This is a genomic window from Spirilliplanes yamanashiensis, assembly GCF_016863475.1.
Taxonomy (GTDB): domain Bacteria; phylum Actinomycetota; class Actinomycetes; order Mycobacteriales; family Micromonosporaceae; genus Spirilliplanes; species Spirilliplanes yamanashiensis.
Genome location: NZ_BOOY01000006.1, coordinates 32944 through 54331, shown reverse-complemented (window position 1 = coordinate 54331; position 21388 = coordinate 32944). Strand labels below are relative to the sequence as shown.

Below are 21388 nucleotides of genomic sequence, written 5' to 3'. Positions count from 1 at the left end.
ATGACGCAGCAGCGGGTGGCAGTGGTGACCGGCGCGAGCCGGGGGGTCGGCAAGGGGATCGCCGTCGAGCTCGGCGCGGCCGGTCACGTGGTCTACGTGACCGGCCGGTCGACCGACGGGCGGGTGACGTACCCGAGCGTGGGCGGCACCGTCGAGGAGACGGCGCGGGCGGTCACGGCCGCCGGCGGGCGCGGCGTCGGCGTGGTGTGCGACCACACCGACGACGCGCAGGTGGCGGCGCTGTTCGACCGGGTGCGGCAGGAGAGCGGCGGGCTCGACGTGCTGGTGAACAACGTGTGGGGCGGCTACGCCGCGTACCACGAGGACCGCTACGCCGACATGTCCGGGCCGTTCTGGGAGCAGCCGCTGAGCGTGTGGGACGACATGTTCGCCGCGGGCGTGCGCGCCCACTACGCCGCCACCGTGCTGGCCGTGCCGCTGCTTCGCCCGGGGTCCCTCGTGGCCACCGTGTCGTTCTTCCCGGGGAGCTACCCCAGCGCCGACGACCAGGTGGCCTACAGCGTGGCGAAGGCGGCCGACGACCGGCTGGTCGCCGCCACCGCGGCGCAGCTGGAGCCGCGCGGCGTGACGGCGGTCGGGGTCTACCCGGGGCTGGTGCGCACCGAGGGCGTCATGCGCGCCGCCGACTACTTCGACCTGTCCAACTCGGAGTCGCCGCGGTTCGTGGGCCGGGCGGTGGCCGCGCTGGCCGCCGACCCGGACGTGGCCCGCCACCGCGGCCGGTGCCTCGTGGTGGCGGAGCTGGCGGAGCGGTACGGCTTCACCGACGTGGACGGCACCCGGGCGATGTCGGCCCGGGAGCACTTCGCGCAGCGGCCGCCGCTGCTGGACGGCGCCTGAGCCCGGGCGCGGCGGCATCGCCCGGACGGGAAGCGAAGCCTGCCCGGCCGTTCGGCGCTGCGGGGGCCCGTGGGGACGTACCGTGGCTGGTGAACGACTCCGCGATGACGTGCGAAACGCTCATGATCGCCCGTCTCAGGACGATTCTCCTCATCGGGAGACCGCCGGAGGGGTGACAGGTGATGGGCGTGTCGGGCGCGCAGGCGGTTCGGCCGGTGCCCCATGCCGCCGCCATCCGCACGGGCGGCCGGCAGGGGTTCGCCGGGCCGGGGCTGGCGATGGCCTACACGCTCGCCACCTGGGGCGGCCCGCACCGGCCGGCGATGCTGGCCGTGTCGGCGGCCGCCATGGCGGTCAGCGGGCTGCTGTGGTGGCGGGCGGACGCGGTGGCCCGGTCGCGCGCCCGCACCCCGCTGCGCTGGGCGGGCGCCCTGGCGAGCCTCGGCTGCCTGGCGGGCGTCACCCACCTCAGCGGCGGCGTCGCGGGCCCGCTCGGGGCGCTGCTGCCGGTCGCGCTCATCTTCTTCGCGCTGATCACCCCGCCCCGCGGTTTCCTCGTCATCGCGGCCACGGCGCTGGCCCTCTACTGGGCGGTCGCGCTGCTCGGCGAGCCGGTGTCGCTGGGCTACCCGCTGGTCTACACGCTGGCGTTCGGCGGCATGTCGTACCTGTGCCTCACGCACGCGGGCACCCTGGTGTCGCTGCGCCGCCGGCTCGCCACCATCTCCCGGGTCGACCCGCTCACCGGCTGCCTCAACCGGCGCGGCATCGAGGAGAGCCTCGGCGCCGGCCTCGACGAGGCGGCGCGGACGGGCCGGCCGCTGGCGGTGCTCGTCGCCGACCTAGACGGCTTCAAGGGCGTCAACGACACGTACGGCCACCAGGCCGGCGACGACCTGCTCGCCTGGACGGCCCGCACGGTGGCGGCCGTGGCGGGCGAGGGCGCCACGGTCGGCCGCACCGGCGGCGACGAGTTCGCCGTCGTCCTGCCGGACACCGACGGGCCGGCCGCCGCGGCCGTCGCCGGGCGGCTGCAGGAGGCGCTGGCGCCGGTGACGCCGGCCAGCGTCGGGTACGCCTGCCACCCGGCGGACGGCGCCGGCCTGGACGAGCTGATCCGGGCCGCCGACGCGCGCACGTACCACGACAAGGCCCGGCGGCGGTCCGTGCCGCCGACCGCGGAGGCCGTCGCCGTGGCGCGGGCGGCGGCGGGCCGGCGCCGCGCCGTGCGCGTGTCCCGCCACGAGCGCCGGCTGCGGTCGATCGCCGACATGGGCTGGATGGCCGCGACGAACTTCTCCATCGGGCTGCTGTACGTGGCGTTCTTCACCGCGGGCGCGCCGCACCGCGGGGCGCTCGCCGCGCTGAGCGCGCTGGGCTGCGCGTCCGGCCTCGCCCTGGTGGCGGCGGCGCCGCGGCTGAGCCGGTCGCGCGCCGCGCTGCGGGTGCTGATGGTCATCGCCGTCCTGCTGTTCCCGCTGGGCGCCGCGGTGGCCGTGCTGGACGGCGGCGCCGGCTCGCCGCTGGCGCTGGGCACCCTCACCCCGCTGCCGCTCATCGCCCTGGGCGCCCCCATCCGGGTGGCGGTGCCGGTCCTGACCGGCGTCGGCGGCCTCTACGTCGGCATCGCCGTCGTCGGCGGCGCCCCCAGCGGCTGGTACGTGGCGGCGAACCTGCTCGGCATGGCCGGCGCCGCGGCGGTCTGCGCCGCCCAGGGCCGGGCGGCGGCCCGGCAGCGCCGCCTGCTCACCCAGCTGTCCCGCACGGACGCCCTGACCGGCGCGGTCAACCGGCGCGGCTTCGAGGAGCGCTTCGAGGCCGAGCTGCGCGGCGGCGGCGCCGTCGCCCTGCTGCTGCTCGACCTCGACGGCTTCAAGCGGCTCAACGACAGCCTGGGCCACGCCGCGGGCGACGAGCTGCTGCGCTGGGTCGCCGCCACGCTCGCGGCGAACGTGCGCGGCTCCGACCTGGTCGGGCGTCTCGGCGGCGACGAGTTCGTCGTGCTGCTCACCGGCCACGCCGACCCCGCCGCGGCGGCGCACCGGCTGCGCGCCGCGCTGGCCGCCCGGACCGCCGTCAGCGTCGGCACCGCCGTCCGCGGCCTGCACGGTGCGGACTTCGACGCGCTGTACGCGCACGCCGACGCGGAGCTGTACGCGCAGAAGCCGGGCCGCACGGCGCCCCGGGAGGCCTCGGCCCCGTCGCTGACCCGCCCCTAGAGCGGCCCCTCACGGGGTGAGGGTGCGGACCTCGATGTCGTTGAACGTGGCGCCGTACGGCGGGGTGTCGTCGCCGGGCGCGCTGACCAGGCCGATCATGGGGCGGCCGCGGTCGATGTCGGCCTCGGGCAGCGGCGCCTCGGCGACCTGGACGTCGTCGTGGCCGAAGCGCACGACACCGTCGCGGACGACGACCTGCAGCCGCACGTCCTGGCCGACGGGCAGGGTGGCGGCGAGCGGCACGTCGCGCAGCACGTACGACACGGCGCCGTCGCGGTCGACGGCGATCCGGAAGGCGTCCTCGCAGGCGGTGAGCTGGTAGCTGCGCTCCTGGCTCCAGTACAGCCAGACGCCGAGGCAGGTGCCGGGCTGCTCGATGCGCGCCGTGACGGCGATGGTGTGGTCGCCGCTGAGCTGCTTCTCCGGCCCGGCGCAGGTGAAGAACCCGGGGGCGACCCGGTTGACCCGCAGGGCGCCGTCGGTGACGTCGCAGTTCGAGCCCTCCTCCCCGACGACGAAGGTGCCGGTCCACTGGCCGCGGGTGGTGAGCGCGTCGACGATGAACGGCTCGCCCGGGGGCAGGCTCATCCGCGGCGCGGGCGCCGCCGACGGCCCGGCCGTGGCGGACGGCCCGGGCGAGGCGGCGCTGCCGTCGAACACGCCCGCCGCGCGGACGCCGAGGAAGCCGGCGCCCAGCGCGGTCAGCACGCCGAGGACGGCCAGGACCGCGACCAGCGCGCGGCGGCCGCGCCCGGCCCGCCGCTGTGCGTGCCGCTGGACGTGCCGGCCGGGCACGGCGACGACGTGCGGCGTGATCTCGGTGTCCGCCGCGTCGTCGCCGGCGGGCAGGTGCGCCATGTGCTGGTGCACGCCGCTGGTGGCGGCCCCCTGCATCTGGGTGGCGGCCCGGCGCAGCGCCGGCTGCTGCTCGAGCGCCTCGACGAGCTGCGCGGAGCGCTGCGCGCCGCTGCCGATGAGCAGGTCGAGCAGGTCGCGGGCGGTGGGCCGCTCGGCGGGGTCGGTGACCAGCGACAGTTCGACGAGGTGCCGCAGCGGCCCGTCGAGGCCGCGCAGGTCGGGGGCCTGGGTGAGGATGCGGGCCGCGGTCGCGGCGGGCGAGTCGCCCTGGAACGGGGTGCGGCCGGTGCCGGCGAACGCGACGACGCAGCCCCAGGCGAAGATGTCGGCGGCCGGGGTGAGCGGGGTGCCCGGCTCGGTGGCGAACCGCTCGGGCGCCATGTACGCGACCGTGCCGACGAGCTGGCCGGTGCGGGTGTTCTGGCTGGTCGCCTCCAGGGCGCGGGCGATGCCGAAGTCGATCACCTTCGGGCTGCCGGGCGCGAGCAGCACGTTGCGGGGCTTGAGGTCGCGGTGGACGATGCCGGCGCCGTGGATCGCGGTCAGCGCCGTGGCCACCCCGATCGCGACCGCGTGCAGGTTCGCCACGGTCAGCGGGCCCTGCTCGTCGACCGCCTGCGCCAGCGACGGCCCGTCGACGTACTCGACGACGAGGTACGGCCGCGGCGCGTCCGTGTCGGCGTCGATCAGCTCGGCGGTGCAGAACGGCGGCACCTGCCGGGCCCGCTCGACCTCGGAGCGGAACCGGCGCCGGAACTCGTCGTCGCCGGCCAGGTCGGCGTGCACGACCTTCACGGCGACGCGCCGGCCGGCCTCGTCGCGGGCGAGGAACACCACGCCCATGCCGCCGGACCCCAGCCGCCCGAGCAGTTCGTAGCGGCCCAGGCGCGCCGGGTCGCCCTGCCGCAGCGGACCGCTGCGCGGGGTGGCGGGCTGAGACACCACTGCGCTCCCTTGCTGCCGGTACACCGCTCCCGATCAACGTACCCGCACGCGGCAGGCCGGCGGCCCGACTGTGCCCGGGCGTACCCCGGCCCGGCTACCCCAGCTGGTCGCGGCGGCGGGTCAGGTGGGCGATCTCGGCGGCGTTGCCCGCCAGCTCGACGGCCCGGTCGTACGCCGCGCGGGAGAGGTCGCTGCGCCCCAGTCGGCGCAGCAGGTCGGCGCGGGTCGCGTGGAAGGCGTGGTAACCGGACAGCGCGCCCGCCAGCCGGTCGACGGCGGCCAGGGCCACCTCGGGCCCGTCGAGCTCGGCGACGGCGACGGCCCGGTTCAGGGCGACGACGGGCGAGCGGTCCACGCGAACGAGCTGGTCGTACAGCGCCACGATCTGCGACCAGTCGGTGTCGCGGACGTCGCGGGCGGAGGTGTGCACGGCGTTGATCGCGGCGAGGATCTGGTAGCGGCCCGGCGGCACCCCGGTGGCCAGCCGCTCGCGCACCAGCCGGTGGCCCTCGGCGATCAGCGCCGCGTCCCAGGCGCCGCGGTCCTGCTGGTCGAGCGTGACCAGCTCGCCGGAGGCCGAGACCCGGGCGGCGCGGCGGGCCTCGGTGAGCAGCATCAGCGCCAGCAGCCCGGCCACCTCGCCGTCGTCCGGCAGCAGCGCCCGGACCAGCCGGGTGAGCCGGATCGCCTCGGCGGTCAGGTCGTGCCGGACGGGGTCGGCGCCGGGGCCGGTGGCCAGGTAGCCCTCGTTGAAGACGAGGAACAGGACCGCGAGCACGCCGGAGACGCGGGCCGGCAGGTCCGCCGCCGACGGCACCCGGTACGGGATGCCCGCCGTCCTGATCTTCGACTTGGCCCGGGTGATCCGCCGCCCCATGGCGGCCTCCTGCACGAGGAACGCCCGGGCGATCTCGGGCACGGTCAGCCCGCCGACCATGCGCAGCGTCAGCGCGACCCGGGCCTCCGGCGCGAGCGCCGGGTGGCAGCAGGTGAAGATCAGCCGGAGCCGCTCGTCGTCGATGACGCCGGGAGCCACGGGCGGGTCGTCGTCGTACACCAGCCGCGCCTCTCTGTGCTTGTCGTCGCGCCTGCTCTCGCGCCGGAGCCGGTCGATGGCCCGGCGGGTGGCGGTGGTGGTCAGCCAGCCGCCCGGGTTGGGCGGCACGCCGTCGGCCGGCCACCGTTCGACGGCGGTCGCGAACGCCTCGGCCGCAGCCTCCTCGGCGACGTCGAGGTCGCCGAAGCGGCGGGCCAGGGCGGCCACCACCCGCGCCCACTGTTCGCGGTGGGCGCGGATGATCGCCGCGCGGACGTCGTCGCCGGTCACCGGAACGGCCGCACCTCGACCTTGCGGTTGCACGCCCGGGAGCCGTCGGCGGCCAGGGCGAGCGCCACGTCCAGGTCGGCGGCCTCGACGATCCAGAAGCCCACGACGAACTCCTTCGTCTCGACGAACGGCCCGTCGGTGACCAGCGCGTCCGTCCCGCGGTTGTCGACGACGGTGGCCGAGTCGGGCCCGCCGAGCCCGCCGGCGAAGACCCAGTGGCCCTCGGCCTGCAGCCGGTCGTTGAACGCGTCGATGGCGGCCATCTCGTCCGCGGTGGCGAGGTCCGCGCTGTCGTTGACGACGGAGAACAGGTACTGCATCGCGGGTCATCTCCTGCCGGTCCGGAGGCGCCCTCGTGGCGGCCTCCCACCCTGCTACGAACGCCGGGGCCCCGATCCGACACCCCGCGCCGGAATCCTCTCAGGCCCGTCGCAACCAGGCTGCTCCCGGCAACGGCCTCCCCCGCACCCCGCGGCGTCGATTCTCGCCAGGTGACGAAGCGACAGGAACACCTGCCCGACCGCCATGTCCGTACCCTCGCCCGCCGCGCCGTCACCACGGCGCTCGTCGTCGCGGCGCTCGCGGTCACCGGAGCGACCGCCGGCGCGGCGCCCGCCCAGGCCGCCGTGCCGGTGGCCGCGCAGACCTGGTCCAGCTACATGTACCGCAGCCTGACCGTGGTCGCGACCGCCTACCAGCTGCGCCAGACCCTCGCCGTCCAGCAGACCAACCAGCGCACCCAGACCAACGCGCTGGCCGCGGCCCGGGCGGCGCAGGCCGCGGCCGAGCGGCAGCTGGCCGGCGCGACCGCCGCCTTCGACGCCGCCCGCCCGCCGCTGCTCGCCGCGCGGCAGAACCTGGCCGACGCCCGCCAGCGGCTCGCCGAGGTGCGGCCCCGCACGAAGGCCAACCTCACCCGCGCCCAGAACGCGGTGACCGCCGCCGAGAACCTGCACACCCTGCGGCAGACCCGGGCGGGGAAGGTGGCGACGGCCCTGACCGCCGCGCGGCGCGCCGCGGCCGCCGCCACCGCCGCGGCGAACACCGCCGCCACCACCGTCGGGGCCACGGCCGCCGCCGTGGTGGCGACGCAGCGGCGCATCGCGGCCCTGCAGACCCCCGCCCAGCTGGCCGCCCAGGCCGCCGCCGTCAGCCACTCCGTGGTGGCCTCGGTCCGGCCCGTCTTCACCACGGCCGACACCACCCTGGTGTACGGCACGACGGTGCACCGCAGCGTCGCGTACGCCTACAAGCGCATGGTCGACGACGCGGCCCGGGCCGGCATCCAGATCTCGGCGGGCGGCTTCCGCACCAAGCAGCGCCAGATCGAACTGCGCAGGATCAACGGCTGCCCCGACATCTGGACGGCCCCGGCCTCGTCGTGCCGCGTGCCGACCGCGATCCCGGGCCGCTCGCTGCACGAGATCGCCCTGGCCGTCGACGTCACCTCCGGCGGCCGGAGCCTCACCTCGACGAGCCCGGCCTTCAAGTGGCTGAAGCTCTACGCCCACCGGTACGGCTTCGTCAACCTGCCGTCGGAGCCCTGGCACTGGTCCATCACGGGCGGCTGAGCCGTCAGCGCTCGCCGCTCGGGCCCAGCACCGGCTTGACGTCGAGCACCGGGGTGCCGTCCACCGCCTCCAGCCCGTCCACCCGCACCCGACAGCCGTCGACGGCGAGCACGGTGACGCGGTGCAGGCCGATCGGGTTCGGCCGGTCCGGCGACCGGGTGCTGAACACGCCGGTCAGCGGCCGGGCCGGGTCGTCCCGCGGGCGCACCCGCAGGACGCCCCGGTCGGCCCGGTGCAGCCACGTGAGCACGAGGATCTCCGCGCCGGGCCGGAGATCGCCCAGCGCGTCGGCGTACCGGCCGTCGAAGACCAGCCACGCCGGCGGCGCACCCTCGTCGGCCTGCCGCGGCGCCGCGGCCGGGTCGTCCAGCGGGGACTCGACCCGGCCGACGACGGTGAGCTCGACATCCGGCATGCCGACGACGGTACGTCAGCGCGCGTGCGCGAGGGCCCAGTCGAGGGCCCGGTCCGCGACCTGCTCCCAGCCGGGCTCCGCGCAGGTCCAGTGCGACCGGCCGGGCAGCTCGACGTACTCGGTGACGGTGTTCTCCCCCTTGTAGTGCGCGGCGTTCGACCGGTTCACCGACGGCGGCATGATGTGGTCGGCGCCGCCGGCGATGAACAGCAGCGGCGCCCGGCCGGCGTTGCGGAAGTCGACCCAGGTCTCCTGCCTGCCGGGCGTGACGTTGGCCAGCAGGCCGTACGCCCACACCCAGCTCCCGGGCGCCGGGATGGCGTAGCGGTCGTACGCGGCGCGCGAGTCCTCCTCGGACAGCGTGTTCGTGAACGCGTAGTGCCACTGCTCGGGGGTGAACCCGGCGGCCCGGTGCCGCTTGGCCGGGTTGTTGAGGATCGGGAACAGCGACCTGATCTGCGAGGGCGGGTTGACCCGGATGCCCTCCGGCGGCGCGGAGTTGATGACGACGCCCGCCGCGCCGTGCCCGCGGTCGAGCAGCAGCTGGGTGAGCGTGCCGCCGAAGGAGTGGCCCATGATGATCGGCTTCTCCGGCAGCGCGGTGATGATCTTCTCGAGGTGGGCGACGGTCTCCGGCACGGTGACGGCCGCGATGGGCGACGGGTCGGCCCGCAGGGCCTCCACCTCGACCTCGAAGCCGGGATAGGCCGGGGTGATCACGGTGTGCCCGCGGGCCTCGTAGTACGGGACCCAGTGCTCCCAGCTGCGCGGGGTCACCCAGAGGCCGTGGACGAGAACGACGGTGCTCATGCGCGGTCCGTTTCCATGGCTCGAGCATCGACGCACACCGGTGCGGCGGCACTACGCTGAACGCCATACTTCCCACGAATCGGGTCACGGAGGTGGCGACGGTGCGGCGCCATCGGGTGGCGATGATCGTCCTGGGCGGGACCTTCGTGCTCGACCTGGCCGTGGCCGTGCAGGCGTTCGGCCGCCGGCCCTCCGTGTTCTCCAAGATCCGGCACGAGCCCGAGGCGCCGTACGAGGTGGGCGTCTGCGGCGACGCGCCCACGCCCACGTCGCTCGGCTTCACGATCGCCGACCTCAAGCCGATCGACTGGGCCGCCGGCGCCGACACCGTCGTCGTGCCGGGCCTCGAGGCGCCCTGGGCGCCGCAGAACCCGGCGGTGCTGGCCGCCGTCGCGCGGGCCGCCCAGGACGGCGCCCGGCTGGTGTCGCTGTGCGCCGGGGCGTTCGTGCTCGGCCAGGCCGGGGTGCTCGACGGCCGGCGGGTCACCACGCACTGGGCGCTCGCCGACGAGTTCCGCGCCGCGTTCCCGCGCGCGCACCTGCTGGAGCACGCCCTGTACGTCGACGACGGCCAGATCCTGTCGTCCGGCGGCATGCTGGCCTCCGCCGACCTGTGCCTGCACGTCCTGCGCCACGACCACGGCCAGTCCTACGCCAACGACGTGTCGCGGGTGCTCATCAGCCCGCCGCACCGCACCGGCGGCCAGGGCCAGTACGCCAAGGCGGCGCCCCGGCCGGCGTCGGGCCCGCTGGCGCCGGTGCTGGACTGGCTCACCGAGCACCTCGCCGAACCGCTCACCCTGCAGCGGGCGGCGGCGCAGGCGCACATGAGCCCGCGGACGCTGGAGCGGCGGTTCCGCGCCGAGACCGGCGACAGCCTGGCCGGCTGGATCGCCCGCCGCCGGGTGGAACGGGCCCGCGTCCTGCTGGAGGACTCGGAGCTGACCGTCACCCAGGTGGCCCACGCCGCCGGGTTCGGCTCGACCGAGGCGCTGCGCCGGCACTTCCTCACCCACACCGGCACGACCCCGCGGGCGTACCGCGACACGTTCCGCGGTGTTGCGGGGCCCACCGCCGACCGGAACACTGAACACGCCGAAAGGTCGCGCCGCATGCCCTGGTGACACTGTCGTTCAAGGGGTGGTCGTCTATGCAGCACCCGTCAGCTGTCCTGCGGCGCCGCCTCGGCCGCGCCGGACCGTTCGTCGCCGCGGCCCTGGTGACCGTCGTCCTCGTCGTCACGACGCTGACGTCCGCCGAGCCGCCGGGAGCCGCGAGCGCCCGGGAGTTGCTCAACGGGCGGCAGTTGCGGATCATGGCGCCGGCGTCGCCGGGCGGCGGCTGGGACCAGACGGCGCGGGAGATGCAGACCGCGCTGCGGGACCTGGTCGGGCGCACCGAGGTGTACAACGTGGGCGGCGCGGGCGGCACCGTGGGCCTGAGCCAGTACACGCGGCTGGCCGGCCAGCCCACCGAGCTGATGGTGATGGGCCTGGTCATGGTGGGCGCCATCGAGAGCAACGACTCCCCGGTGACGCTGACCGCGACCACCCCGCTCGCCCGGCTGACGACGGACTACGAGGTCATCGTCGTCGCGAAGGACTCGCCGGTGGCCACGATGGAGGACCTGGCCGCGCAGATGCGCCGCGACCTCGGCTCGGTGTCGATCGCGGGCGGCTCGGCGGGCGGCGTGGAGACCATCCTGGCCGGGCTGGTGGCGCGCGCGGTGGGCGGCGACCCGGCGAAGACGAACTACATCGCCCACTCCGGCGGCGGCGAGGCGCTCAGCACGGTGCTGTCCGGGCGGGCGACGGCGGCGGTGTCCGGGGTGTCGGAGCTGGCGCCGCAGATCCGGGCGGGCAACATCCGGGCGCTGGCGGTGTCCAGCCCGCAGCGGCTGCCCGCGCTGCCCGACGTGCCCACCCTGCGTGAGTCCGGGGTGGACGTGGAGCTGGAGAACTGGCGGGCGGTGGTGGCCCCGGCGGGCATCAGCGAGCAGGAGCGGCGCACGCTGCAGGACCTTGTCGTCCAGATGACCCGGTCGCAGGCGTGGGCGGAGACGCTGCAGCGCCGCGGCTGGCTGGACGCGACGCTGGCCGGCCCGGAGTTCGACGCGTTCGTGGCGGCCGAGCAGCGCCGCATCGCGCAGGTGCTGAATGAGATGGGGATCGGATGAGCGCTCGGGACGACGCTCCCGCTGACCCGCCGGCCGGCTCCGGCCTGCTGGAGCCCAACCCGCTCGCCCCGTCGATCCCGATGGTGGCCCACGCGACGCTGTCGCCGGAGGACGAGCACGCCCTGCCGGCGCACGGCGAGCACGACCGCAGCACGCTGCTGGCGTCGGCGGCGCTCGGCGCGGTGATGCTGGTCGGGGCGGTCGTCGTCCTCGTCGACGCCGCCTCGCTGCGGCCCAGCGACGAGGTCGTCGGTCCCGCCGCGGCCCCGACCGCCGCCGGGATCCTGCTGGGCGTGCTCGGGGCGCTGCTCGTCCTCCAGGCCGTCACCCGGCTGCGCTCGGCGACCGCCCGGCAGGCGCTGCCGCACCGGCGGCTGCTGCGGCTGGCCGCGATGGTCGCGCTGCTCGTCGCGTTCGCCCTGCTGCTGCCGTTCGCCGGGTACGTCGTCTCCTCCGCCCTGCTGTTCACCGGCGCCGCCCTGCTGCTCGGCGCGCCGCACCCGGTACGCACCGCCGCCTACGGCTGGACGCTGGCCGGCGTGGTGTTCCTCGTGTTCGACCGGCTCATCGGGCTGGCCCTGCCGGCCGGGCCGTGGGGGTTCTGACATGGAGCAGCTGCAGTCCCTGCTGCAGGGCTTCGGCGACGCGCTGACGCCCGCGAACCTGGTGTGGGCGTTCATCGGGGTCACCATCGGCACGGCGGTCGGGGTGCTGCCCGGCATCGGCCCCGCCCTGACCGTGGCGATGCTGCTGCCCACCACGTTCCGGCTGGAACCCGCCAGCGCGCTGATCATGTTCGCCGGCATCTACTACGGCGGCATGTACGGCGGCTCCACCACGTCCATCCTGCTCAACACGCCCGGCGAGACCGCGTCGATGATGTCGGCGCTGGAGGGCAACAAGATGGCCCGGTCCGGCCGGGCCGCGGCGGCGCTGGCCACGGCGGCGATCGGCAGCTTCGTCGCCGGGACGATCGGCACCCTCGGGCTGACGTTCGTCGCGCCGTTCGTGGCGGACTTCGCCCTCAACTTCGGCCCGCCGGAGTACGTGGCGCTCATGGCGGTCGCGTTCGTCACCGTCGCCGCCCTGCTCGGGCCGAACCTGGTCAAGGGCTTCGCCAGCCTCGCCATCGGGCTGACCGTGGGCCTGGTCGGCATCGACGCGCAGACCGGCCAGCCGCGGCTGTCGTTCGGGGTCCCCGCCATGCTCGACGGCATCGAGGTCGTCATCCTCGTCGTGGCGCTGTTCGCGCTCGGCGAGACGTTCGGCCACCTGCTGGCCGGCACCGGCCGCGCCACCGTGGAGCCCGTCCGCGGCCGGGCGGTGCTGTCGCGCGCCGACCTGCGCCGCTCGTGGCCGGCGTGGCTGCGCGGCACCGCGCTCGGGTTCCCGATCGGCAGCCTGCCGGCCGGCGGCGCCGACGTGCCCACGTTCCTCAGCTACAGCGTCGAACGCCGGCTGTCCAAGCACAAGGACGAGTTCGGCAAGGGGGCGATCGAGGGGCTCGCCGGGCCGGAGGCGGCGAACAACGCCGCCGCGGCGGGCGTGCTGGTGCCGCTGCTCACGATCGGCCTGCCCACCTCGGCCACGGCCGCGGTGATCCTCACCGCCTTCCAGTCGTACGGCCTGCAGCCCGGCCCGCAGCTGTTCAGCGAGTCGGGGCCGCTGGTCTGGACGCTGCTGGCCAGCCTGTACATCGGCAACCTCATGCTGCTGGTGCTGAACCTGCCGCTGGTGAAGATGTGGGCGCGGATGCTGACCATCCCCGCGTACAGCATCTACGCGGGCGTGCTGGTGTTCGCCACGCTCGGCACGTTCGCGGCCGGCGGCACGACCACCGACCTGCTGCTGCTCTACCTGCTCGGGCTGCTGGGCCTGCTCATGCGGCTGGCCGACGTCCCGGTCGCCCCGGCGGTCATCGCGATGATCCTCGGGCCGCTGGCCGAGCAGCAGCTGCGCCGCGCGCTGTCCATCTCGGAGGGCGACCCGTCGATCCTGCTCAGCGGCCCGATCAACATCGTGCTGTGGTCGGTCGTGGTGCTGGCCCTGTTCCTGCCGCCCACGCTGGCCGTGCTGCGCCGGCGCCGCCGCAGCGCCGCGCCCGCCGGGGCGGGCCGCTAGCGCGTCCGGCCGAGCCACCGCGGGGCGACGAGGGTGGCGAGCGGCCGGGCCAGCAGGGCGGCCCAGGCCACCGCCAGCAGCGCGGACCACAGCGGGTTGACCCACCCCGGCACCAGCTCGTGGGTGGTGCCGCCCGCCCACCGGCAGGTGCGGCGCAGCGGGAGGTGGCCGTAGTCGATGCCGGTCCACGAGCTGTCCGGCGGGCCGGGCCGCCCGGAGTAGAAGCCCGCCGCGGCGGCGCACATCTGGTCGGGGTCGAGGACGTAGAACCCGGAGAGGAACCCGATCGCGTACACGACGGCCGCGTAGCCGAGGGCGGTCAGGGCGACCCCGGCGAGCAGCCCCGGGCCCAGCAGCACGCCGGGCAGCGGCCTGCGGCGCCGGACCACCTGCCAGAGCACCCGCCCGGCGATCACCAGCGCCGGCGAGAGCAGGACGACGGCCGCGGCCGCGACGAGGGGGACATCCATGGCCGCCACGGTGGCGCATCCGGATCTCCGCGCTCAACGGTCTTCACCGCATCTGCACGATGCCTGCCCGGTTCCGCCTCCTACCAGGCCGTGGGCAGGCCGTGGCTGCGGGCCTGGTGGGCGTCGAGGGCCGCGGCGAAGGCCGCCCAGTCGCCCCGGGACGCGTGGTCGAGCAGCTCGCGGTGCTCGGCCGTGACGAGTTGCGGGTCGCCGGAGATGCGGCCGGCGCTGCGCAGGATGGACAGGAACTGCCGGTCCTGGAGGCGGTCGTAGATCGCCAGCATGGTGCCGTTGCCGGCCAGCTCGACGAAGGCGCGGTGGAACCGCATCGCCGCGACGGCGAACTCGTGCAGGTCGCCGCCCGCGAGCGCCGCATCCTGCCGGTCCAGGTTCTCGGCGAGCCGCGCGGCCAGCCCGGCGCGCTGGGCGGGGTCGGCGCGGCGGACGCCCGCGGACTCCAGGGCGTTGCGGGTCTCGGCCGACTCGCGCACCTCGTCCGCGGTCAGCTCGCGGACCAGCGCGCCCCGCTGCGCGTAGATGGTCACCCAGCCCTCGTCCTGCAGGCGGGTCAGCGCGGCCCGGACCGGGGTGCGGCTCATCGACAGGGTGGCGGCCAGCTCGTTCTCGCTGATCATGCTGCCGGTGGCGAGCTCGCCGCGCATGATGGCGGCCCGGATGCTGGCGTGGGCGCGCTCGGCGGCGCTCGCCGCGCGCTGGGTGTCGGTCACGCCGCCAATCCTACTGACATCCAACTGGGATACAACTAGGGTACGAGTGAGCGTCGCCGAGCAACCGGGAGTCGTCATGGCCGCCACCACCACACCCGCAGCGGAACAGCCCCTCACCGAGCAGGCCGTGCGCGCCCTGCACCGCCGCACGCTCACCGTGGTCGTCGTGTCCCAGGTCTTCGGCGGCGCGGGCCTGGCCGCCGGCGTCACCGTCGGCGCCCTGCTGGCGCAGGACATGCTCGGCGACGACAGCCTGGCCGGGCTGCCCGCCGCGCTGTTCACGCTCGGGTCGGCGCTGGCCGCGTTCGCCGTCGGCCGCCTCTCCCAGCGCGCCGGCCGCCGCGGCGGGCTCGCCGCCGGGTTCGCCGCCGGGGCCGCCGGCGCCGCCGGCATCGTCGTCGCCGCCGTCGCCGGCAGCCCGCTGCTGCTGTTCGTCTCGCTGGTCGTCTACGGGTCGGGCACCGCCACGAACCTCCAGGCCCGCTACGCCGGCACCGACCTGGCCCCGCCCGGCGGCCGCGCGACGGCCGTGTCGATCGCCATGGTCTCCACGACGGCCGGGGCGGTCGGCGGCCCGCTGTCCGTGGAACTGCTCGGCCGGTTCGCGACGGCCGCCGGCCTGCCCGCCCTCGCCGGCCCGTTCGCCCTGGCGGCCGTCGCGTACGGGCTCGCCGGCGCCGTCCTGTTCGCCTTCCTGCGCCCGGACCCGTACCTCGTCTCGCTGCGCCTGGCCCGGCAGGCCGCGCCGCCCGCGGACGCCCGCCCGGCCCCGGCCGTCCCCGCCGCGCGCCGCCGGACGCTGAACCCCGGCGTCGCCGTCGGCGCGACCGTCATGGTCCTCACCCAGGTCGCCATGGTGGCGATCATGACGATGACGCCGGTCCACATGCGCCACCACCAGCACAGCCTCGGCCAGGTCGGGCTGGTCATCAGCCTGCACATCGCCGCCATGTTCCTGCCCTCGCTGCTGACCGGGCGCCTGGTCGACCGCCTCGGCACCGCCCCGATGGCCGTCGCCGCCGCCGTCACCCTGCTGGCGGCCGGCGTGGTCGCCGCCGTGAGCCCCGGCGACTCGACGATCGGCCTGTCCCTCGCCCTGATCCTGCTCGGCCTCGGCTGGAACGTCGGCCTCATCAGCGGCACCGCCTACATCGTCGAGTCGACCGCCCCCGAGACCCGCGCCCGGACCCAGGGCAGCGTCGACGTGCTCATCGCGATCGCCGGCGCGGGCGGCGGCGCCGCGTCCGGCCTCATCGCAGACGCCGCCGGCTTCGCGACGCTGGCGCTGGGCGGCGGCATGCTGGCCCTGCTGCTGATCCCCGCCCTGGCCTGGCAGCGCACGACCCGGCCCGCGTGAATTCGGTGGCCCGCGGCCCGGGCGTGCGGTACCCACGTCGCATGACGACTTCGAACCGGGCGCGGCTGACCGTGGTGCAGCCGGGCGGCGGGCTCGCGGGTGAGCTCGGCGACATCGGCGTGCACTTCAACTGTGGGGCGAGGACACCGGCGGGGCGCTGGCCGTCGTCGAGCAGCCGTTCCCGGTCGGCGCGCTGGTCGCGCCCCACCGGCACACCCGGGAGGACGAGTACTCGATCGTCACCGAGGGTGAGGTCGGGTTCCGCTCGGACGACCGGGAGGTGGTGCTCGGCCCGGGCGGCTACATCGCCAAGCCGCGCGGCGAGCTGCACGCGATGTGGAACGCGGGCCCGACCCCCGCCCGGATCATCGAGATCATCAGCCCGGCCGGCTTCGAGCACTTCTTCCGCGAGGTGGCGGAGCTGATCGCGGCCGGCCCGGCGGCCGCCGGGGACGGCGGCGACCTGGTGGAGCGCTACGGGCTGGAGTTCGAGGAGCCGGACTGGCTGCCGGCGATCGTCGAACGGTACGGGCTGACCACCTAGGCCGGCCGCGGCTCCTTGCTCTCGATGCGCCCGAGCGGCTCCGGGCCGGCGCCCACGGTCGCGACCGCCGCCCGCCAGGACGCGTCGTCGCCGAGCAGCCGCGCCCGCAGGAAGGCGGCGGTGACGCGGCGGACCATGTCGGCCCGGCGCGGGTGCTCGTCGGTGGTCTCGCGCAGGTCGTAGCCGGCGATCCCGCCGAGGCCGTGCTCCGCCCCGAGGACGGTGAGCAGCGTCCCGGCCGGCGACAGCGTGTACGGGTCGACGGACCAGCCGGGCCCGGCCGTGGTCAGGTACGGGACGTCGTCGTTCTCGCCGGCCACCACGAGCGCCGGCGTCGTCATCGTCGAGAAGTCGGGCTCGCCGAGGAACGGGTGGTGCTCGGCCGCGTACGCGCTGAGGGCGTCGCCGCCGCGGCCCGGCGCGGCCATGACCACGCCGGCCGTGATGCGCGGGTCGCGCAGGTCGACGACCGAGCCGTCGGCGGGGTCGGTGAGCCGGGCGCCGAGCAGCAGGCAGGCGGTGTGGCCGCCCATCGAGTGCCCGACGACGGCGATCCTGTCCCGGTCGGCGCGCCCCGCCAGCAGCGGCACCGCGGCCTCGATCGCGTCGAGGTCGTCGATGATCTGCCGCATGTCGAGGGCGCGCCGGCGCCAGTACAGCGGCGCGTCCGGGTCGTCGGCGTCGCGCAGGCCCAGCATCGCGGAGTCCAGGAAGGTCGGCTGGACGACCACGAAGCCGTGCGCCGCGTAGTGGTCGGCGAGGGGCGCGTAGCCGTAGTACGACGACACGTAGTTCGACGGGCCGTGGCCGTGGGCGAGCAGGATGATCGGCAGCCGGTCGCCGGTGGCGGGCGCCGTCACGCGCACCGCCAGGTCGACCGCGCGGCCGGGGGACGGCAGCACCACGGGGACGAACGACAGCGTCGGCGGGGTGACCCCGGCCTCGTGCGGGGCGGGAATGGTCGCAGCGCTCACGACGGATCCTCTCGGGTGGTCTAGAGTCAAACGGAATGACGTTCCGAATATATGGAACGTTGTTCCGTTTAGCAACCCCGGGAGGACGCAGTGCCGACGCAGGGACCCGCCCGGCGCGCCGACGCGCAACGCAACCAGGACGCGGTGCTGGCGGCCGCCGCGGAGGTGTTCGCCACCACCGGCGTGAACGCACCGGTCCGCCAGATCGCCGACCGGGCCGGCCTGGGGGTCGGCACCCTCTACCGGCACTTCCCCACCCGGACCGACCTCGTGCTGGCCGTCTACCGGCACCAGGTCGAGGCGTGCGCCGACGCGGGCCCGGCCCTGCTGCGCGACCTCGGCTCCCCGGCCGCGGCGCTGCGCGAGTGGGTCGACCAGTTCGTCCGGTTCCTGGCGACCAAGCACGGCCTCGCCGACATGCTGCAGTCCGACGCGGCCGGCTACCACGCCCTGCACGCCTACTTCCTGGACCGGCTCGTCCCGGTGTGCGCGGACCTGCTCGCGGCCGCGGCGGCCGCCGGCGAGATCCGGCCGGCCGTCGAGGCGTACGAACTCATGCGGGGCATCGGCAATCTGTGTATCGGCGGCCGCGACGAGAACTACGACCCCGGCCGGCTGATCACCCTGCTCCTGGACGGACTCCGGCCACTCGCCCACTGACCGGCGCCCGCTACCGCGCGGCGGGCACCGCGACCGGGAACGTCACCCCGGTGAGGTCCTCGGAGACCGCCCACAGCCGCTGCTGGACGGCCACGTCGTACGACTCCGGACTGGAGGTCACCAGCCGGGGGTGGCCCATGATCTCGTTGCGCCCGCCGGGGCCGTAGTACTGCCCGCCGAGCACGCCGGGGTCGGTGGCGGCGCGCAGGGTCGGCAGCGCGCCCATCGCCGGCGTCTGGGTGATCACCGGGGCGAGCCAGGTGAGCGGGAGCCGGAGGGCGGCGGGGGTGTTGCGGGCCAGCTCGGTGCCGGACAGGCCGGGGTGCGCGGCCACCGCGACGGTGGTGCCGTGCGGGGCGAGCCGGCGCTGGAGCTCGTACGTGAACATCAGGTTGGCCAGCTTGGACTGGCCGTAGGCGGCGACCCGGCTGTACGACCGCTCCCCCTGCAGGTCGTCGAAGTGGATGGCGGCCCGGATGCGGTGGCCGGTGCTGCTGACCGTCACCACCCGCGAGCCGGGCACCGGCAGCATCAGGTCGAGCAGCAGCCCGGTGAGCGCGAAGTGGCCGAGGTGGTTGGTGCCGAACTGCATCTCGAAGCCGTCCCGGGTGGACAGTTTCGGGGTGTACATCACGCCGGCGTTGTTGACGAGCAGGTCGAGCCGGCCGAACCGCGACCGCAGCGCCGCCGCCGCGGCCCGGACCGAGTCCAGCGAGGACAGGTCCAGCGCTTGCACGGTGACGTCGCCGCCCATCCGGGCGGCGGCCCGCTCGCCCTTGGCGACGTCGCGCACGGCGAGCACCACGGTGGCGCCGCGCTCGGCGAGCGCCCTGGCCGTCTCGTACCCCAGCCCGGTGTTGGCGCCCGTCACCACGGCCACCCGGCCGCGCTGGCCGGGGATGTCCGCCGCCGTCCACTTCTCGCCCATGTCGGGCTCCCGTCTATCGTACCGAAGGCATCGTGTACCGACGACGTTAAGGTACTGCCGGTACGATGTCAACGTACCGTAGGTACGTAAGTTAGGGTGGTGACCGTGACCTTCCAGCGGGCCCGGACCGAGGAACAGCGCGAGATCCGCCGCCGGGCGATCCTCGACATGGCATCGGCGATGCTCGACGAGATGCCCGTCGCCGCGATCACCCTGAACGAGCTCAGCCGCCGCGTCGGCCTGGCGAAGCCCAACGTGCTGCGCTACTTCGAGTCCCGCGAGGCGGTGCTGCTCGACCTGCTCAACCGCTACCTGCACGACTGGCTGGCCGACCTGGCCGCCGACCTGGCCGCCGGCGTCGACGGGGCCCAGCCCATGGAGCGGCGGGCGACCGCGGTGGCCGACATCCTCAGCCGCTCACTGTCCGGCCGGCCGGTGCTGTGCGACCTGTTCGGCGCCCAGGGCGGCGTCCTGGAACACAACGTCTCCGTCGAGGTCGTCGCCCGCTACAAGCGCGCCTCCCTCGGCCACCTGACCACCATGACCACGCTGCTGCGGAAACACCTGCCGGAACTGGGCGACAACGCCACCCTGTTCAGCCTGCAGACGATGGTGATGGCGGGGGCGCTGTCGGCGTACAGCACACCGCCGCCCAGCCTGCGCGCGGCGTACGAGGCCGAGCCCGACCTGGCCCAGTTCCATCTGGAACTGCGGGACTACCTGCGCATGGCCGTGACCGCGACCCTGCTGGGCGTGCTCCCTCGCAGGTGACCCGCCCCTACCCGGACGGCTGGTCCGACGGCTCGCGCGGCGGCGCCGAGGGTGTCGCGCAGTGCCGCAGCGCCAGCCGCTGGTACGCGTCGTAGTCCGCGTCGCTGCGGTACTGGCAGCCGCCCGAGTGCGCCGCGAGGGACCCGGCGAGCGTGCCGAGCCAGGAGTCCGGCGCGGCCACGCCCGCGATCGACGCCGCGAACGGCTCGTCGACGATCCCATGCCGCCATCCTGCCCGCCACGCGTTCCCCGCAGGCGACGAATCAGCCGCGGCCGCCCGCGGTCGCGGTGGCCGTGTTGTCCGCCGGGCGCGGGTCGGGGTGGGCACTGGTGACGGTGAGCGTGCCGCGGACCGTACCCCCGTCGGCCGGCCGGACCCGCACCTCGACCGGCACGCTGCCGCCGGGTGGCACGCGGCCCAGGTCGCACCGGACACCGCCGCGCACGACGGAGCACCGCACGCCGGCCGGGGCCTGCACGCCGGTCACCTCGACCGCCGTCCCGGCGAAGGTGAGCGTCGCGCGGGCCTCCGCGGACAGGCGGGCGTCCGCGTTGCGCAGCCGCGCGGTCCAGGTGTACGCCGGGCCGACCGCCGACATCACGGCGAGCGCCGCCTGGAAGTCCACGTACGGCAGCTGCGGCACGTCGCCGACGGCGAAGCCCTGCGGCGCGGTGGAGAGGCCGGACAGCAGGGCGGTGGCGACGCCGGTGGCGGTGTCGAGGCGGTACACGGTGCTGCCGGCGCTGCCGGTGGCGCCCACGTACACCCGGCTCGCCCCGGCGCCGACCTGGAGGGAGTCCGGTGAGCCGGGCACGGCGCCGACGTGCTGGATGGCGGCGGTGTTGCGGTCCAGTGTGACGACCTGACCGTCGTCGTAGAGGTGGAAGAGCCGGTCGTCGCCGGGCAGCGCGGCCAGCCCGGTGCCGTACTCGGCGATGCCGCCCAGCACGAACCGGTCGTACTCGGCGAACGTGCGCGCGTCGACGGCGTACAGCGTGAGCTCGGTGTACTCGTAAACCCACATCCGGTTCGTGGCCGGGTCCACGACCAGGCCGGAGAGGGAGCCGTCGCCGTGCACCTGGTCGTGGACCACCTCGCCGGTGAGGAAGTTCAGCGAGGTCGCCTCGCCGGTGTGGCAGACCGCCGACGCCAGGCTGGGCGTCACGCCGATCCGGCAGGACCGGCCCTCGAGATCGATGCCGGTCTCCTGGACCGCCCCGGCCGGCAGGTTCACGAACGCCAGCCACTCGATGAACGACGCGGACGAGGCCGCCCGGTGACCGAACCAGAGCCGCTGACCGTCCGGCGACAGGGTGATGAACCCCGGGCTGCCCGGCAGCGGCACGCTGCCCACCACCTTGCCGACCACGGTGTCGATGACCGTGATCGACGGGGCGCTGCCACGGTGCGCGACGTAGGCCCGCAGCCCGTCCGGCGACAGCACGATCGCCCCGGCGCCGGGCGCCACGGGGATGATCTTCTCCGCGGAGTTCGGCTTCGCCGGGTCGAGGACGACCACGATGTTGCCGCCGATGCCGAGGGCGTACACCGTCTCCTGGGAGTAGGCCGCGGCCGGCCGGGCCCCGACGAAGACGGCGCCGGGAAGCACCACGACGAGGACGAGAAACGCACGCACCCACCGCACCATGTCA

Annotated in this window: 22 protein-coding genes; 11 read left to right on the top strand and 11 right to left on the bottom strand. The window is 75.5% G+C overall.

The genetic code is table 11. The features are described 5' to 3' along the window. Positions 1-861: an SDR family NAD(P)-dependent oxidoreductase gene (locus Sya03_RS05695; protein WP_203937108.1), complete on the top strand. Its 861-nt coding sequence runs from the start codon at positions 1-3 to the stop codon at positions 859-861. A 215-nt stretch (positions 862-1076) separates the two neighbouring features. Continuing rightward, positions 1077-3080, top strand: a complete 2004-nt coding sequence (locus tag Sya03_RS05690; RefSeq protein WP_203937107.1) for a GGDEF domain-containing protein — start codon at positions 1077-1079, stop codon at positions 3078-3080. Positions 3081-3089: 9 nt separating this feature from the next. On the opposite strand, the gene Sya03_RS05685 is transcribed toward Sya03_RS05690, so the two are convergent. From Sya03_RS05685 to Sya03_RS05675, 3 genes are all read right to left on the bottom strand, one after another. Then, the gene (locus Sya03_RS05685; protein WP_239107138.1) at positions 3090-4880 is read right to left on the bottom strand and encodes a serine/threonine-protein kinase; all 1791 of its coding nucleotides are present in this window, start codon (positions 4878-4880) and stop codon (positions 3090-3092) included. Between the two features lie 97 nt (positions 4881-4977). Beyond that, positions 4978-6210 (bottom strand): RNA polymerase sigma factor, encoded by a 1233-nt coding sequence (locus Sya03_RS05680; RefSeq protein WP_203937106.1) that lies wholly within the window; start codon positions 6208-6210, stop codon positions 4978-4980. Next, positions 6207-6530, bottom strand: coding sequence for a YciI family protein (locus Sya03_RS05675; protein WP_203937105.1), 324 nt, complete (start codon positions 6528-6530; stop codon positions 6207-6209). Before Sya03_RS05675 ends, Sya03_RS05680 begins: the two co-directional genes overlap by 4 nt. Before the next feature lie 171 nt (positions 6531-6701). Here Sya03_RS05675 and Sya03_RS05670 point away from each other — a divergent pair, with 171 nt between their 5' ends. Further along, entirely contained in the window at positions 6702-7781 is a 1080-nt protein-coding gene (locus Sya03_RS05670; RefSeq protein ID WP_203937104.1) for a M15 family metallopeptidase, read from the top strand. A 4-nt stretch (positions 7782-7785) separates the two neighbouring features. Here Sya03_RS05670 and tsaA read toward each other — a convergent pair whose 3' ends face one another. Together tsaA and Sya03_RS05660 are read right to left on the bottom strand one after the other, a co-directional pair. Continuing rightward, positions 7786-8196, bottom strand: coding sequence for a tRNA (N6-threonylcarbamoyladenosine(37)-N6)-methyltransferase TrmO (gene tsaA / locus Sya03_RS05665; protein WP_203937103.1), 411 nt, complete (start codon positions 8194-8196; stop codon positions 7786-7788). Between the two features lie 15 nt (positions 8197-8211). After that, positions 8212-9006, bottom strand: a complete 795-nt coding sequence (locus Sya03_RS05660; protein ID WP_203937102.1) for an alpha/beta hydrolase — start codon at positions 9004-9006, stop codon at positions 8212-8214. 101 nt (positions 9007-9107) lie between these two features. Between Sya03_RS05660 and Sya03_RS05655 the strand changes: the two genes are divergently transcribed. Genes Sya03_RS05655 through Sya03_RS05640 form a run of 4 tightly spaced genes read left to right on the top strand, consistent with a single transcriptional unit; the run spans position 9108 to position 13303 of the window. Then, positions 9108-10130: a GlxA family transcriptional regulator gene (locus tag Sya03_RS05655; RefSeq protein ID WP_203937101.1), complete on the top strand. Its 1023-nt coding sequence runs from the start codon at positions 9108-9110 to the stop codon at positions 10128-10130. A gap of 26 nt (positions 10131-10156) precedes the next feature. Next, a complete protein-coding gene (locus Sya03_RS05650) occupies positions 10157-11182 on the top strand; it encodes a tripartite tricarboxylate transporter substrate binding protein (protein WP_203937100.1) in 1026 nt (341 codons plus the stop codon). After that, entirely contained in the window at positions 11179-11787 is a 609-nt protein-coding gene (locus Sya03_RS05645; RefSeq protein WP_203937099.1) for a tripartite tricarboxylate transporter TctB family protein, read from the top strand. Before Sya03_RS05650 ends, Sya03_RS05645 begins: the two co-directional genes overlap by 4 nt. A 1-nt stretch (position 11788) precedes the next feature. Beyond that, entirely contained in the window at positions 11789-13303 is a 1515-nt protein-coding gene (locus Sya03_RS05640) for a tripartite tricarboxylate transporter permease (protein ID WP_203937098.1), read from the top strand. Here Sya03_RS05640 and Sya03_RS05635 read toward each other — a convergent pair. After that, positions 13300-13773, bottom strand: coding sequence for a hypothetical protein (locus Sya03_RS05635; RefSeq protein ID WP_203937097.1), 474 nt, complete (start codon positions 13771-13773; stop codon positions 13300-13302). The genes Sya03_RS05640 and Sya03_RS05635 overlap by 4 nt on opposite strands. An 80-nt stretch (positions 13774-13853) precedes the next feature. Further along, positions 13854-14501, bottom strand: a complete 648-nt coding sequence (locus Sya03_RS05630) for a GntR family transcriptional regulator (RefSeq protein ID WP_203937096.1) — start codon at positions 14499-14501, stop codon at positions 13854-13856. 76 nt (positions 14502-14577) lie between these two features. On the opposite strand from Sya03_RS05630, the gene Sya03_RS05625 reads away from it, so the two are divergent. Together Sya03_RS05625 and Sya03_RS30780 are read left to right on the top strand one after the other, a co-directional pair. Further along, positions 14578-15858 carry an MFS transporter gene (locus tag Sya03_RS05625; protein ID WP_203937095.1) on the top strand — a complete coding sequence of 427 codons (1281 nt, stop codon included), beginning with the start codon at positions 14578-14580 and terminating at the stop codon, positions 15856-15858. 130 nt (positions 15859-15988) lie between these two features. Next, on the top strand, positions 15989-16402 hold the full coding sequence (locus Sya03_RS30780) for a cupin domain-containing protein (RefSeq protein ID WP_308442130.1): 414 nt from the start codon (positions 15989-15991) through the stop codon (positions 16400-16402). Here Sya03_RS30780 and Sya03_RS05615 read toward each other — a convergent pair. Beyond that, positions 16399-17361: an alpha/beta hydrolase family protein gene (locus Sya03_RS05615; protein ID WP_370872181.1), complete on the bottom strand. Its 963-nt coding sequence runs from the start codon at positions 17359-17361 to the stop codon at positions 16399-16401. The genes Sya03_RS30780 and Sya03_RS05615 overlap by 4 nt on opposite strands. 105 nt (positions 17362-17466) lie before the next feature. On the opposite strand from Sya03_RS05615, the gene Sya03_RS05610 reads away from it, so the two are divergent. Beyond that, positions 17467-18036 (top strand): TetR/AcrR family transcriptional regulator, encoded by a 570-nt coding sequence (locus Sya03_RS05610; RefSeq protein ID WP_203937093.1) that lies wholly within the window; start codon positions 17467-17469, stop codon positions 18034-18036. A gap of 10 nt (positions 18037-18046) precedes the next feature. Here Sya03_RS05610 and Sya03_RS05605 read toward each other — a convergent pair whose 3' ends face one another. Continuing rightward, complete coding sequence (locus tag Sya03_RS05605; protein ID WP_203937092.1) at positions 18047-18964, bottom strand: SDR family NAD(P)-dependent oxidoreductase; 918 nt, start codon at positions 18962-18964, stop codon at positions 18047-18049. A 99-nt stretch (positions 18965-19063) separates the two neighbouring features. Between Sya03_RS05605 and Sya03_RS05600 the strand changes: the two genes are divergently transcribed. Continuing rightward, positions 19064-19735 (top strand): TetR/AcrR family transcriptional regulator, encoded by a 672-nt coding sequence (locus Sya03_RS05600; RefSeq protein WP_239107137.1) that lies wholly within the window; start codon positions 19064-19066, stop codon positions 19733-19735. 7 nt (positions 19736-19742) lie between these two features. On the opposite strand, the gene Sya03_RS05595 is transcribed toward Sya03_RS05600, so the two are convergent. Continuing rightward, a complete protein-coding gene (locus Sya03_RS05595) occupies positions 19743-19916 on the bottom strand; it encodes a hypothetical protein (RefSeq protein WP_203937091.1) in 174 nt (57 codons plus the stop codon). A gap of 82 nt (positions 19917-19998) precedes the next feature. After that, positions 19999-21372 (bottom strand): hypothetical protein, encoded by a 1374-nt coding sequence (locus tag Sya03_RS05590; protein WP_203937090.1) that lies wholly within the window; start codon positions 21370-21372, stop codon positions 19999-20001. Positions 21373-21388: the final 16 nt, after the last annotated feature.